The organism is Lacisediminihabitans changchengi, assembly GCF_016634425.1.
GTDB classification, from domain to species: Bacteria; Actinomycetota; Actinomycetes; order Actinomycetales; family Microbacteriaceae; genus Lacisediminihabitans; species Lacisediminihabitans changchengi.
Genome location: NZ_JAEPES010000004.1, coordinates 241,740 through 255,711 on the forward strand (window position 1 = coordinate 241,740; position 13,972 = coordinate 255,711).

General features: G+C 67.9%; 11 protein-coding genes. 8 read left to right on the plus strand and 3 right to left on the minus strand.

The window, feature by feature from the left end; genetic code table 11:
* The first annotated feature begins 62 nt into the window (after positions 1–62).
* Positions 63–1,757, plus strand: coding sequence for a class I adenylate-forming enzyme family protein (locus IV501_RS12380; RefSeq protein WP_200556641.1), 1,695 nt, complete (start codon positions 63–65; stop codon positions 1,755–1,757).
* Between the two features lie 114 nt (positions 1,758–1,871).
* On the opposite strand, the gene IV501_RS12385 is transcribed toward IV501_RS12380, so the two are convergent.
* Positions 1,872–2,411, minus strand: a complete 540-nt coding sequence (locus IV501_RS12385; protein WP_200556642.1) for an NUDIX hydrolase family protein — start codon at positions 2,409–2,411, stop codon at positions 1,872–1,874.
* 226 nt (positions 2,412–2,637) lie between these two features.
* Here IV501_RS12385 and IV501_RS12390 point away from each other — a divergent pair, with 226 nt between their 5' ends.
* Positions 2,638–7,287 carry an ATP-dependent helicase gene (locus IV501_RS12390; RefSeq protein WP_200556643.1) on the plus strand — a complete coding sequence of 1,550 codons (4,650 nt, stop codon included), beginning with the start codon at positions 2,638–2,640 and terminating at the stop codon, positions 7,285–7,287.
* A gap of 8 nt (positions 7,288–7,295) precedes the next feature.
* Positions 7,296–8,072 (plus strand): Fpg/Nei family DNA glycosylase, encoded by a 777-nt coding sequence (locus IV501_RS12395; protein WP_200556644.1) that lies wholly within the window; start codon positions 7,296–7,298, stop codon positions 8,070–8,072.
* A 16-nt stretch (positions 8,073–8,088) separates the two neighbouring features.
* Here the strand turns inward: IV501_RS12395 and IV501_RS12400 are convergent, their stop codons facing one another.
* Positions 8,089–8,595: a hypothetical protein gene (locus tag IV501_RS12400; RefSeq protein WP_200556645.1), complete on the minus strand. Its 507-nt coding sequence runs from the start codon at positions 8,593–8,595 to the stop codon at positions 8,089–8,091.
* 141 nt (positions 8,596–8,736) lie between these two features.
* Here IV501_RS12400 and IV501_RS12405 point away from each other — a divergent pair, with 141 nt between their 5' ends.
* Together IV501_RS12405 and IV501_RS12410 are read left to right on the plus strand one after the other, a co-directional pair.
* The gene (locus IV501_RS12405) at positions 8,737–9,489 is read left to right on the plus strand and encodes a hypothetical protein (protein WP_200556646.1); all 753 of its coding nucleotides are present in this window, start codon (positions 8,737–8,739) and stop codon (positions 9,487–9,489) included.
* A gap of 26 nt (positions 9,490–9,515) precedes the next feature.
* The gene (locus tag IV501_RS12410; RefSeq protein WP_200556647.1) at positions 9,516–10,160 is read left to right on the plus strand and encodes a DedA family protein; all 645 of its coding nucleotides are present in this window, start codon (positions 9,516–9,518) and stop codon (positions 10,158–10,160) included.
* Between the two features lie 523 nt (positions 10,161–10,683).
* On the opposite strand, the gene IV501_RS12415 is transcribed toward IV501_RS12410, so the two are convergent.
* Positions 10,684–11,331: a LysR family substrate-binding domain-containing protein gene (locus IV501_RS12415; RefSeq protein ID WP_200556648.1), complete on the minus strand. Its 648-nt coding sequence runs from the start codon at positions 11,329–11,331 to the stop codon at positions 10,684–10,686.
* A gap of 60 nt (positions 11,332–11,391) precedes the next feature.
* Between IV501_RS12415 and IV501_RS12420 the strand changes: the two genes are divergently transcribed.
* The 3 genes from IV501_RS12420 (at position 11,392) to IV501_RS12430 (ending at position 13,951) form a co-directional block, all read left to right on the plus strand.
* Positions 11,392–11,793: a DUF5997 family protein gene (locus tag IV501_RS12420; protein WP_200556649.1), complete on the plus strand. Its 402-nt coding sequence runs from the start codon at positions 11,392–11,394 to the stop codon at positions 11,791–11,793.
* A 218-nt stretch (positions 11,794–12,011) separates the two neighbouring features.
* Positions 12,012–13,010, plus strand: coding sequence for a YihY/virulence factor BrkB family protein (locus IV501_RS12425; RefSeq protein ID WP_200556650.1), 999 nt, complete (start codon positions 12,012–12,014; stop codon positions 13,008–13,010).
* A 44-nt stretch (positions 13,011–13,054) separates the two neighbouring features.
* Complete coding sequence (locus IV501_RS12430) at positions 13,055–13,951, plus strand: SDR family oxidoreductase (protein ID WP_200556651.1); 897 nt, start codon at positions 13,055–13,057, stop codon at positions 13,949–13,951.
* The last annotated feature ends 21 nt before the right edge of the window (positions 13,952–13,972 follow it).

Sequence of the window (13,972 nt, forward strand, 5' to 3'; positions counted from 1 at the left end):
GCGCTGTCGTTTAACCCGCAGACGTCGCTGTCTACCGTTTTTCGCGGGATTATCGTAAAGACATGACCGACATCACCGCGTCAGCCCTGTCACAGAACAGCGACTACGACCCCTCCGCCCTTCGCGATGTCTTCGAGCATCACTTCACCTACGCCTCGGGTATCGAGCGCAACATCCATCGCTATGCCGCGAGCCTGGCGATTACCGACTCCGAGTCTGGACAGACCTGGACCTACGCCCAGCTCGGCGAGGTCACCGGGCAGCTGATGGCCGGCCTATCCGCGCACGGGGTGGGCGTCGGCGACGTGGTCGCCTACCAGCTCATGAACCGCCCCGAGTTCGCCTTCCTCTACGTTGCCACCCAGGGCTTGCGCGCCGTCTCATCCCCGATGAACTTTCGGTTGGCGCCTGCTGAGACCGCATACATCCTGAATGATTCGAAGCCGGTCGTCTTCTTCTATGAGGCGGCGGATGCTGCGAACGTGGCCCGCGCGCTGGAGCTCTCCGATCACGTTCCGCCGGTGATCGTCGCGGTGGGCGACGGCATCCCGGTCGAGGGTTCGTTGCGGTTCGGCGATGTTCTCGACCCGCACGCTCCGAGTTTCACCGCCCCCGAGGGCGGCTCGGTCTGGGACGAGACCACCCGCCTCTACACGTCCGGCACGACCGGGATGCCGAAGGCCGTGCCGCTGTCGAGCCTCAACGAGACGCTGAGCGCGCACGACGTGATCATGCACATGTCGCTGGTTCCCGGCGACCGCACGATGAACATGTCGCCATGGTTCCACCGCGGTGGCACATACTGTGCTGGTCCGAACAGCATGTTCTACGTCGGCGGCTCGGTGGTCACGCTTCCGCAGTTCGACCCGGACCTCGTGCTCGACCTGGTCGAGAAATACCAGTTGAGCCATGTCATCGGCGCCCCGACGAATCTCGAGCGGCTGGCCGAGGCTCAGGAGCCCGCCCCGCGCAACCTGGAGAGCCTCAAGGGCATCGTCACCATGGGTGCGCCGTTCGAAAAGGCGGCGGCGCTGCGCTACCAACGTGTGCTGACCCCGAAGATCGCCAACGGCTACGGCACCACCGAGGCATTCTGGAACACCTTCCTCCGCCCCGAAGAGCTGACCTCCGCGGCCGGCGCTGCGGGGCGCGGCAACATCGACGACGACGTCGCCGTGGTGAAGGTCTATGCCGATCGCGTCGCCGACCCGAGCGACATCGTCGCGAAGGACGGGTCAGAGGTGGGCGAGGTCATCGTGCGCTCGATCAAGGCGGGCGGGGCATATCGCAACAACCCCGAGGAGCAGGCGAAGAAATTCCACGATGGCTGGCTGTACGCCGGCGACCTCGCCACCTGGACCGAGGATGAGATGGTCACCGTCATCGGACGCAAAGACGACATGATCATCTCCGGCGGTGAGAACGTGCACCCGGTGCAGGTCGAAGCCGTGCTCGCACAGGTACCTGGAGTCGCCGACACCATCGTGGTCGGGATGCCAGATGCCGAATGGGGCGAGCTGGTCGTCGCCTATGTGAAGGCCAAGCCCGGTGCCCTCACCGACCGGGATGCCGCGGCCCACGACCTCGACGCGTTCGCGCTGGCGAGCCCGGAGCTCGCCGACTTCAAGCGGCCGCGCCGGTACGCCTTCGTCGATGAGCTTCCCTACACGGCGACCGGAAAGAAGCAGCACTTCAAACTGAAAGACCAGTCAACAGCGGATGCCGCCGCCGGTCTGTTCGTGACGCCGAAGCGGTAGTGCTCGCCGGTTGAGTAGCGCCCGAGGAACGAGGACGCGTATCGAAACCCACCCCGCAGCAAGGTTTCGATACGCGAACGCCCTAGAGGGCGTGCGCTACTCAACCAGCGCTTGCTAGTACAGGGCGCCGACGGAGGCGAGGCCGGCTCGCACGAGCGCACCCCGACCGCCCTCCATGTCGGCGGCGATACCCGGGGACGCGGCCTCCATCGGGGTCATCCAGGTGAGTTCCAGGGCGTCCTGCCGCGGGTCGCAGGTACCCGTGACGGGAACGACGTAGGCCAACGACACCGCGTGCTGGCGGTCATCCGTGTATTGCGCGCCGGGGAACGGAAAGTACTCGGCGACCGAGAACGGCACCGGGCTGGCCGGCAGTAGCGGGAAGGCCATGGGGCCGAGGTCTTTCTCGAGGTGGCGGAACAGCGCGCTGCGGATGCTCTCGCCGTAGAGCACTCGACCAGAAACCAGTGTGCGCGTGATCGCACCCTCGGCGTTCGCCCGCAGCAGGACGCCGACCTCGGTCACCTGGCCGACACCATCCACTCGCACGGGCAGTGCCTCGACGTACAGCAGTGGGAGGCGGCGGCGCGCTTCGGCGAGCTCCTCTTCTGACAGCCAGCCGGAATTCGGATCGGGAGTGCCAACGGAGCTCATGCTCCATTCTTACGCGATGCAGCTGTCTGGCACGTCACATCCGAGCGTTAGCGGCCGCGTGCCCCGTCGCGAATTGTGCCCGTTCGTGTGGATTGTGCCTGCTCGAGCGGGCACACGCCGCACGAACGGGCACAATCGCGCAAGAACTGGCGGCCGCGAGTCGGCCGCCCGTGAAGACTGGGGGCGGTCCGGCCGGGATGTCAGTAGTCGAGGGGATGATAGACGGATGGGCTCAGTGCTCGAGAAATTCTCCCCGGCGACGCGAGAGTGGTTTGCCGGGGCCTTCAGCGCGCCCACTCCGGCCCAGCTCGGAGCGTGGGAGGCGGTCACCTCCGGCGCGCATGCGCTGGTCGTCGCACCGACCGGCTCGGGTAAGACCCTGGCCGCGTTCCTCTGGGCGATCGACCGCCTGGCCACCACCCCGCCACCGAATGACCCGAACCATCGCACCCGCGTGCTCTACATCTCGCCGCTCAAGGCACTCGGCGTCGACGTCGAGCGCAACCTCCGCTCGCCGCTGGTCGGCATCACCCAGACCGCAAAAAGGCTCGGGATGACTCCGCCCGAAGTCACCGTCGGCGTCAGGTCGGGCGACACCCCCTCGGCCGACCGGCGCCTGTTGCAGCGTCGCCCCCCGGACATCCTGATCACCACACCGGAGTCGCTGTACCTCATGCTCACGGCGAGCGCGCGGGAGACCCTCAAGGGTGTGGACACCGTCATCATCGATGAGGTGCATGCGGTCGCCTCGACCAAGCGCGGTGCGCACCTGGCGCTGTCGCTCGAGCGGCTGGACATGCTGCTCGACAAGCCCGCCCAGCGCATCGGGCTGTCGGCGACGGTGCGGCCGCGCGAAGAGGTCGCACGGTTTCTTGCCGGCGGCGAGCCGGTGACGATCGTCGCGCCGCCCTCGACCAAGAAGTTCGACCTGTCGGTCGTCGTGCCCGTGGACGACATGACCGAGCTCGGCACCGCGGCACCGCTCGAGGGCTCGGCTGCGGGCAGCGCTCCACAAGGCTCGATCTGGCCGCACGTCGAGGAGGAGATCGTCGATCGCATCCTCGAGCACCGGTCGACCATCGTGTTTGCCAACTCGCGGCGGTTGGCCGAGCGCCTCACTGCGCGGCTGAACGAGATCTACGACGAGCGGCTGAACCCGCCGTGGGAGACCGAGGGGGACGATGACCCCCGCGCGCGCATCGCGGCCGGGGTCAGTGCTGGCGGGGGTTTCGCTACTCAACCAGCGCACGCGCCGGCGCAGCTCATGGGGGCGTCGGGGCAGACCGCAGGGTCGACGGCTCTGCTGGCGCGGGCGCATCACGGTTCGGTGAGCAAAGACCAGCGCGCACTCATCGAAGACGATCTCAAGTCGGGGCGTCTGCGCTGTGTCGTCGCCACGTCATCCCTCGAGCTCGGCATCGACATGGGCGCGGTCGACCTGGTCATCCAGGTGGAGTCCCCGCCGTCGGTTGCCAGCGGCCTCCAGCGCATCGGCCGGGCCGGTCACCAGGTCGGCGAGGTGTCGCGCGGCATCATCTTTCCGAAGCATCGGGCCGACCTCATCCACTCTGCCGTCGCCAGTGAGCGGATGACCGCGGGGCTGATCGAATCGCTGTCGATCCCGCAGAACCCGCTCGACGTGCTCGCGCAGCAGACGGTCGCGGCGGTGGCTCTCGACTCCCTCGATGTGGAGGAGTGGTACGACACCGTTCGGCGCAGCGCACCGTTCGCGACGCTTCCGCGCTCGGCCTACGACGCCACGCTCGACCTGCTCAGCGGGCTGTACCCGTCTGACGAATTTGCGGAGCTGCGGCCGCGCATCATTTGGGATCGCGTGAGCGGGCGGATCACGGGGCGGCCGGGAGCGCAGCGCCTCGCGGTGACTTCCGGAGGCACCATCCCGGATCGCGGCATGTTCGGCGTGTTCATGGTCGGCTCAGGTGAGGGCGAGCGTGCGCCGATGCGCGTCGGCGAGCTCGACGAGGAAATGGTCTACGAGTCGCGCGTCGGCGATGTCTTCGCCCTCGGCACCACCAGCTGGAAGATCGAGGACATCACCCATGACCGGGTGGTGGTCTCCCCCGCTTTCGGGCAACCGGGGCGGGTGCCGTTCTGGAAGGGCGACGGGCTCGGGCGACCGGTGGAGCTCGGCCGAGCGGTCGGTGCCTTCACCCGCGAGGTCGCCTCGGCTGACAACGCCGCGGCTCGCGAGCGGGTGCTCGCCGGCGGACTGGACGAGCGCGCGGTGAACAACCTTGTTGCCTTCGTCGACGACCAGAAGAAGGCGACCGGGCACGTTCCCACCGATCGCACGCTCGTGGTCGAGCGTTTTCGTGACGAGCTCGGCGACTGGCGCGTGGTGATGCATTCCCCGTACGGCATGCAAGTTCACGCGCCGTGGGCTCTTGCGGTCGGGGCGCGCATCCGCGACCGATTCGGCATCGACGGCGGCGCGATGGCGAGCGACGACGGCGTGATTCTGCGCATCCCCGACACCGAGGCACAGCCCCCGGGGCTCGATCTGTTCGTCTTCGACCCCGCCGAGCTGCGCGACATCGTCACCGAGGAAGTGGGTGGTTCCGCGCTGTTCGCGGCGCGCTTCCGCGAGTGTGCCGCTCGGGCACTGCTATTGCCGCGCTACAACCCCGCGAAGCGATCGCCGCTGTGGCAGCAGCGGCAGCGGGCATCCCAGCTGCTGGATGTCGCGCGCAAGTACCCGAGCTTTCCGATCATCCTGGAGGCGGTGCGTGAGGTGCTGCAGGATGTCTACGACCTTCCCGCGCTGACCGGCATCGCGGAGGAGATCGAGAGCCGACGCATCCGTCTGGTGGAGGTGGAGACCGAGCAGGCCTCACCCTTCGCCCGGTCGCTGCTGTTCGGCTACGTCGCCGCCTTCATGTACGAGGGCGATTCGCCACTGGCCGAGCGTCGAGCCGCCGCGCTGTCGTTGGACTCGACGCTGCTCGCCGAACTTCTCGGACGAACGGAACTGCGCGAACTGCTCGACCCGCTGGTAATCGAGCAGACCGAGCTGGAGTTGCAGCGACTGGCGCCCGACCGCAAGGCGCGCGACGTCGAAGGGCTGGTCGACCTGCTGCGGATGCTCGGTCCGCTCTCGGAACCGGAGCTGCTCGAGCGCGTCGACTTCGGTCGGGTCGACTTCGATCACGTCGGCGCGGAACCCCTTCCGTGGCTGCAGACATCGCTGACGGAACTCGCGCGGGCCAACCGCATCTGGGCGGCGGGCTCCGAGCGCTGGGCCGTCATCGAAGACGCCAGCCGCCTGCGCGACGCCCTCGGCACCCCATTGCCGATCGGCATCCCCGCCGCATTCGTCGAGCCCGTCGACGATCCGCTCGGCGACCTGATCAGCCGCTTTGCCCGCACTCACGGGCCGTTCACCGCGATCTCCGCGGCCCAACGCTTCGGTCTCGGCCCCGCCGTCGTCGTCGACACGCTGCGCCGGCTCGCCAGCGCGCGGCGAGTCGTCGAGGGAGAGTTTCGGCCCGGTGGCTCCGGCAGCGAGTGGTGCGATAACGAGGTACTGCGACGGCTGCGAAGCCGGTCGCTCGCCGCGCTCCGTCAGGAGGTCGAGCCGGTCGACGCCGCGACCCTCGGCCGCTTCCTGCCGGCCTGGCAGCACGTGACCGAACCGCTGCGCGGAACGGATGGCGTGGCTCAGGTGATCGACCAGCTCGCCGGGGTGGCGCTGCCGGCATCCACCTGGGAGTCACTGGTGCTCCCCGCCCGGGTGAAGGACTACTCCCCGGTGATGCTGGACGAGCTGACGGCCTCCGGCGAGGTCATCTGGTCGGGCGGCGGCACGTTGCCCGGCAATGACGGCTGGCTGAGCTTTCACCTCGCCGACACCGCCGCGCTCACCCTGCCCGAGCCGACCGGGGCCGAAACGACCGAGCTGCAACGCTCGATTTTGGCCAGCCTCGCCGGCGGTGGCGCGTTCTTCTTCCGGCAGCTCTCGAATTCCGTCGGCGCGTCGGACTATGGGATTGTCGACGACAAAGAGCTGACCGCCGCGCTCTGGGACCTGGTCTGGGAGGGCCTGGTCACCAACGACACGCTGACCCCGCTGCGTGCGCTCCTTGGTTCAACCCCGTCCCGCCCGCGCGCCGTTCCGCGCACCCGCGCCTACCGCGGTCGGGCACGGTCTGCCCTCCCCAGCCAGGGTGGGCCGCCCAGCGCCGCCGGACGATGGTCACTGCTTCCCCTCGCCGAACCGGACTCCACCGTGCGCGGGGTCGCCACCGCCGAGCTGCTGCTCGAGCGGTACGGGGTCGTCACCCGAGGGTCGGTGGTGAGCGAGGGCATCCGCGGCGGATTCTCGCTGGCGTACCGGGTGCTCAGTCGATTCGAGGAGACCGGTCGAGCCCGCCGCGGCTATTTCATCGAGGGCCTCGGAGCAGCCCAGTTCGCCACCGGCGCCACGATCGATCGGTTGCGGTCGTTCGCCCGCGAGCCCGACAGCGAGCGAGCGCCGACCGCGGTGACCCTCGCCGCGACCGATCCCGCAAATCCCTACGGTGCCGCACTGGCCTGGCCCGCTGCCGCTGTCACGGAGGGGGCTGACGAGAAGAAGGGTCACCGCCCCGGTCGCAAGGCGGGAGCTCTGGTCATCCTGGTCGACGGGTCGCTCGCCCTGTATGTGGAGCGCGGCGGCAAGACCATGCTCACCTTCGACCTGCCGCAGCGCGCCCTCGAGGCCGCGGCGTCTTCCCTCGCCAGCACGATTCGGCGCTCGCTCGGCAGGCTGCGGGTCGAGCGGGTCGACGGCGACTTCGTGATCGGCACCCCACTCGGCGACGCCCTCGTCGCCGCGGGATTCACTACGACACCGCAGGGGCTGAGGCTGCGTGGCTAGGGAGCAGCGTGCCTGAGGGCGACACCGTCTATCGTGCGGCCAAGAATCTGGATGCTGCGCTCACCGGGCATCCGCTCGTGCGCAGCGACTTCCGCGTTCCCGCCTTCGCCACCCTCGATCTCGCGGGAGAGACCGTCGACTCGATCGTCAGCCGCGGCAAGCACCTGCTGATGCGGATCGGCGACTGGACCGTACACAGCCACCTGAAAATGGAAGGCTCCTGGCACCTGTACCGCCCGGGCACACGCTGGCGTCGACCGGACTGGCAGGCCAGGGCGGTGCTGTCCACGGCAGATTGGACGGCGGTCGGCTTCCAGCTCGGCACCCTCGAGGTGGTGGCCCGATCCGACGAAGACACGATCGTGGGGTATCTGGGCCCTGACCTGCTCGGTCCGGACTGGGATGCCGACGAGGCCCTCCGCCGATTCACCGCAGACCCCTCGAGACCGGTGGGGCTGGCGCTTCTCGATCAGCGGGTGCTGGCCGGGCTCGGCAACGTCTACCGCAACGAGCTCTGCTTTCTGCGCGGGGTGCTGCCGACACGACCGGTCGGGGAGGTCGATAATCCGGTACGGATGATCGACCTCGCGCATCGCCTCATCGACGCCAACAAAGACCGGGTCGACCGCACCACCACCGGCACCCTGCGCGGAGAGACGGACTGGGTCTATCGGCGCGACGGCAAACCCTGCCTGCGCTGTGGCACCCCGATCGAGCGCGGAACGCTCGGTGAAAACGAACTGCAGCTTCGCGACACCTACTGGTGCCCGCGCTGTCAAAGCTAGCTACCGGTACCGGCCACTACTCCGTCGACCGCCGCGGGCGACCGCGCGCCGCCACCAGGAACACGGTGCCGACCGCCGTCGCGATGCCGAGCACGACGAGCATCGGCGCCCCGATCGTGAAGGCCTGCAGCAGGTAGTAGCCGGGGCCGCCGAAGTCCCCCGACGCGGACAGCGCGGTGATGCGGTCGCCGATGAGCCGCAGCGAGTAGATGCCGCCCCCGATGAGCACCGCGCTGATCACCCAGAGCACGACGAGGTACGGATCTACGCGACGCACAACCTCGGAGGCTTCGGTGAGCGCTCCCGTGTCGGCCGAGGGAGCTCGCTGCGCAGGCGTGAGGGGGTCGACGGCGACCACGTGCGGCGGAGTCGTCGGTGCGGCGGGCTGGTAGGCATCCGTCTGCTGCTGCGACTGCGCTCGCGGCGACGTCGCCGATCGCGGCTCGTGCCGCGCGGGGTCGAAGCCGGGCTGGAACGCCGGATCGAACCTGGGGTCGAACTCGGAATCGGTGCTGTTCGTCATGTCTCCTGCTCCGTCGAGGGAATGCTACTCGCAGGCGCAGAACAGCAGGCCCCAGACGGGGATTGCGCACGGTCGCGGTGTTAGGGTGTCCTAAGTTGAGCCAGCAAAAACGTACTGGTTCTCGTACTCGAAGGGGCTCGCATGAGCTACGTGAAATCCGCCCTGCTCGACGAGAAGGGCTACGTCATCCTGGATCGTTACGACCAGGCCGCGGACCCCCAGGAATGGCTCGACCTCCAATACGTCGACTGGAAATCTTCCGGTGACACACGGTTCGCCCCGCTCGCCAGCGCGAATGGCGAGATCGAGGTCAACGGGTTCTGGAACAGCACCCCGCCGCGCACCGATAAGGATGGCGTCTGGATTCCGTCCCAGGTCGAGAAAGCCCCGCATCTGGTCGAGCGGGCCACGGAGCCGGGCGCTAACGTCGGCCGCTGCCGCGTGATCGAGCTGCAGCCCAATGACTACACCGAGACCCTCTACAACCTCCATCAGGATGACAACAACCGCCTGAACCCCGACGAGTCGGGCTGGATCGTGCGAGGGTTCTTCAACCTCACCGACGACCCCGAATCGTTCATCGTGCTGCGCGAGGACCGCTTCGACCCATCCAGCGAGATCCGGCTCGCCCTGCCGGCCGGCGCACAGATCATCGTCGACACGCAGCGCTTCTGGCACGCCGTCTGGCACCAGGGATCCGCGCCGCGTTACTGCCTCATCACCTCGTGGGAGTGCGGCCCGGCGCTCGACGATTACATCCAGAAGCACCACGGAAGTAGCGAGCACCAGAACGCGCACCTCGCGCCCGAGGTGATCGCCGAGGCGCAGGCAAGCGTGCAGCGCCGCCTCGCCGAGCGCGCGGCATCGCTCGCATTCCCGGGGTCGAGCGACTAGACCGACTGGCCGACAGAGGACACCGGATGCTGCGCCTCGCCGCCCTCGACGGGCAGGTAACGAGCTGGTTCGACGCTGTCGGCCCGGTGCTGTTCTACCTGATCGTCTGGGGTCTGGTCTTCGCCGGAACCGGGCTGTTCGTCGGGGTGTTCATCCCCTTCGTGACCGGTGACTCCCTGCTGTTCGCCGCGGGAATCCTCACCGCGACCGCGGCGGGTCTCAACATCTGGGTGCTGGCGATCGGCGTGGGAATCGCGGCGTTCCTGGGCGACCAGGTCGGGTTTCTGCTCGGCCGGCGCTACGGGCGGCCGTACCTCGATCGCCGGCGCGGGCCGTGGGTGCAGCGCGGTGTCGAGCGGGCGGAACGGTTCTACGCCGCGCTCGGCTGGTGGGCCGTGGTGGTCGCGCGGTTCATCCCGTGGGGGCGTGTGTTCGTGCCGCCGGTCGCCGGCATCGCGCGGATGAACTATCTGCGGTTCGTGACCGCGAACGTCGTGGGGGCGCTGGCCTGGGGCGTGCTGCTCACCGTGACGGGATACTTCGCGGCGAGCATCCCGGCCGTGAAGTCCGCGGCATACGTGATCGGCGGGGCGTTCATCCTGGCAGGGATCATCGCGGGCATCGTGGCGTGGGTGCGCAGCCGTCGTGCTGTGGTCGCGCCCGTCGAGTAGGCCGAGTCTCCGGCCGTGCCCCCTGCTGCCCGGCCGCCCTGCCGTTCGGCCGCCGCTGTCCGAAACGACGGAGAAATTGTTATTCCAGAGCAATTCGGTGCGATCCGGGCGCGTTTGCGCAGAATCTCCGTCGTTTCGTAAAAGGGAGAGGCGCGATTTCGTGATGTCAGTTCAGGCTGGTGTCAGCGCGAACTGACACCACGAAAACGGAGACCCTTCGCCGGACCATGAACCCACTACCTGCGGGTTTCGTAACACCCTTACATTCGGTGTCTCACTGTTCGGCGTCGCCCTCGGACCGAACTACACGACGATGCTGCTCGGCGCCGAGTCCTACCCGACCGCAGTGCGCGGTACCACGACGCGACGAACCCGCCCCGGGGTGCTTCCGGGGCGGGTTTCGTCGTCTCACGCTGGTTGAGTAGCGCCCGACGAAGGAGGACGCGTATCGAAACCCCGGTACGACACGGCGGTTTCGATCCGCAGACGCCGTAGACGGCGTGCGCTACTCAACCGGTGGCACTCAGCGGCGACGGGGCTTGCGGGGGCGGGTGCGGCCCGTGATCGGCTTGGCCTTCTTCACCGCCGGCTTCGGCGGCGCCTTCTTCGGAGCGACAGGCTCTGGCTGTACGGAGCGCGAACTGTTCGCGGTGCGCCCCCGCACGATCCCGACGAACTCCTCGATCTCGGGGGTCGTGTCGTCCGCGCGCCAGACCAGGGCGATGCGGGTCTCGGCGGCATCGGTTACCGGGCGCGCAACCACATCCTTGCGAGCGGCGAGCCGAGCCACCGACTGCGGAAGCAGCACGATACCGCCGGCCGCGGCGACGAGTTCCACGGCATCCGCTGGACTCAGGTTCTCGTCTACGCGCAGTTCGCCGTCGAGGTCGGCGAGGGTGACGGCATCCGTCGCCTCGATCGCGTGCCCTTTCTGCGCGACGACCATCGGCTGCTCGACGTATAGAGGGATGACGCTCAGCCCCTCGGACTCGACCGGCAGCCGCACGAACGCGATGTCAGCTTCGCGCGTAAGCAGGGCGGCAAGCTGATCGTCCTCGAACGTCGGCAGAAATCCGAGCGGAACGGATGCGTGCCGCTCCTGCCAAGCGGACGTCCACCGGGTGAGCGTGACCCCGGTAACGAACGCGATGGTGAAGCGTTCGACATCCATCCGGTCCTCCAGCCTGGCCGTCCCGGCGGGCCGACAGGGCTCTCAGGCTACGCTGGTCAGATGACGTCGGCGAAATCCCCCCAGACCATGAAGGCCGGAACGGCCGCCCAGAAGCTCGGGGTATACCTGCCCGCGACACCCGCAGAGTTTCAGGAGTCGCCGGTCACCCGCGAGCAGTTCAACGAGCTGAACGCCAACCCGCCGCAGTGGCTGGTCGAGCTGCGCAAGAACGGCCCGCATCCGCGCGACGTCGTCGCCCACAAGCTCGGCATTTCCAATTCGGGTCTTGCCCGCAGCGGCGCCGACGACGTCATGACGACGGATGAGATCAGCGCCCTCCTGCAGGCTCCGCCGGCCTGGCTGGTGCAGGAGCGCGCAACCCACGCCGCGGTGATGGAAGAGAACGCCCGCATCAAGGCGGACAAAGCGGCCAAGCGCTCGCTACAAGACGACAAGAAGTAGTACTGCTGGTTGAGTAGCGCACGCCGTCTACGGCGTTCGCGAATCGAAACCCGGTGCGAGTTACTCGAGAAGGTTTCGATACGCGTCCTCGCGCGGACGCTCGGGCGCTCCTCAACCAACGAAGGTGCGTTCGCCGAGCAAGGCCCGCGCCGAGAGGCGACGGGTATTCTCGATACCTCAGCGGATGCCGAACCCGAAGGGCGTGCATGGCCAGGTCAGTGAGTTCCGACGCCGGCTTCCGGCTCACTCGACCGGCGTGGGGTCTCGTACTTCGATCGTTCAGCCGGGGCTTCGTCGCGCACCAGCTGCCGGACGGTGCCGCATCCCTCACCTACTTCGCGGCCCTTGCCCTCGCCCCGTCGATGGTTGCGCTGATCTCGATCCTCGCGATCGCGGGCAGCGGCAAATCGTCGGTGTCGACGATCCTCGCCACGGTGCACGACGTGGCGCCAGACTCGGCCATCTCCATGCTCAAAGACCCGCTGGAGAAGTTCGCGTCCTCCCCCTCGGTCGGGTACGCCCTGGTCGTCGGAATTCTGATCTCGATCTGGGCCACCTCGTCGTACGTGGCGGCGTTCGGGCGGGCCATGAACCGCATCTACGAGCTGCCCGAGGGGCGCCCGATCTGGAAGCTGAAGCCGTTCACCATCGTTGTGGCCATCGGTGTTCTGATCCTCGGAGCGATCACTGTCGCGGCGCTCGCCCTGACCGAGCCGGTCGCCGACGGCATCTCGCAGGCGCTCGGACTGAGCGCCGCGCCGAGCCTGGTGCTCACCGTGGTGAAGTGGCCGGCCATGGTGCTCGCCGTCGTGTTGATCGTGACGATCCTCTACTACCTCACGCCAAACGCCCGGCGTCCCGGCTTCCGGGTGACCAGCGCCGGTGCCATGGGCGCCGTGATCGTCTTGGTGCTGGTGTCGCTGGCCTTCGCGTTCTACGTGGCCAACTTCGCCCACTTCGACCGCACCTACAGGGTCTTCGCCGGCATCGTCGTGGTGCTGATCTGGATCTGGATCGCCAACCTCACGCTGCTCTGCGGAGCCGAGTTCGACATCCAGTACGAGCGGGCGCGGGAGCTGGAGCTCGGAATCGATGCCGACGAGAAGATCTTCGTCACCCCGCGCGACACCGAGGTCAGCGACCGCAACGTGCTGAAGCGCCGCAAGGAGATCGCCGAGGCGGAGAAGATCCGCAGGGCGAGCCGACCAGGCCGGTAGTCAACCCCCTCACGCCGTTACGTCCGGCGCGTACCGTTCGGGCAATGAGCGATCAGTACACCTTCGATAACCCCGTCACCCGCTACCCCACCGACCTGGGCGCACCCGAGCTCGATCTCGACACCCCCGGACTCGACAGCGAGCTAACCCCAAGGGCCGACCTCGGCGAGAACACCTACCGCGGTACCGGCCGGCTCGACGGTCGCAAGGCACTGATAACCGGCGGCGACTCCGGCATCGGCGGCGCCGTCGCGATCGCCTTCGCGCGGGAGGGGGCGGATGTCGCGATCAGCTACCTCCCCGAAGAGCAGAGTGATGCGCAGCGCATCGCCGACCTGGTCGAGGCCGCGGGGCGCACGGCGGTGCTGCTCCCCGGCGATGTCGGCGACGCCGCCTATTGCCGGCAGCTCGTCGCGGACGCGACGGAGGCGCTCGGCGGCCTGGACATCCTGGTAAACAACGCCGGCAAGCAGCAGAACCAAGCCACCCTGGAGGAGATCTCGGACGAGCAGTTCGACGAGACGATGCGCACCAACGTCTACTCGCTGTTCTGGATCACGAAGGCCGCGCTGCCTCACCTCGGCGCGGGATCCACGATCATCAACACCAGTTCGATCCAGGCATACTCCCCGTCGGAGAACCTGGTCGACTACGCCTCGACCAAAGCCCAGATCAATACCTTCTCCAAGGCGCTGGCACAACAGCTCGCCCCGAAGGGTATCCGCGTGAATGTCGTCGCGCCCGGCCCGATCTGGACGCCCCTCCAGGCGTCAGGGGGCCAGCCGCCCGAAGCGCTGCCCGAGTTCGGCGAGCAGACCCCGCTGGGTCGTGCCGGTCAGCCCGCCGAGCTCGCGCCCGCCTACGTGTTTCTCGCCTCACCGGAGTCGAGCTACGTGATCGGCGAGACGCTGAACGTCAATGGCGGTATGCCGAACCCCTGATCCACCGATATACCGATAAGT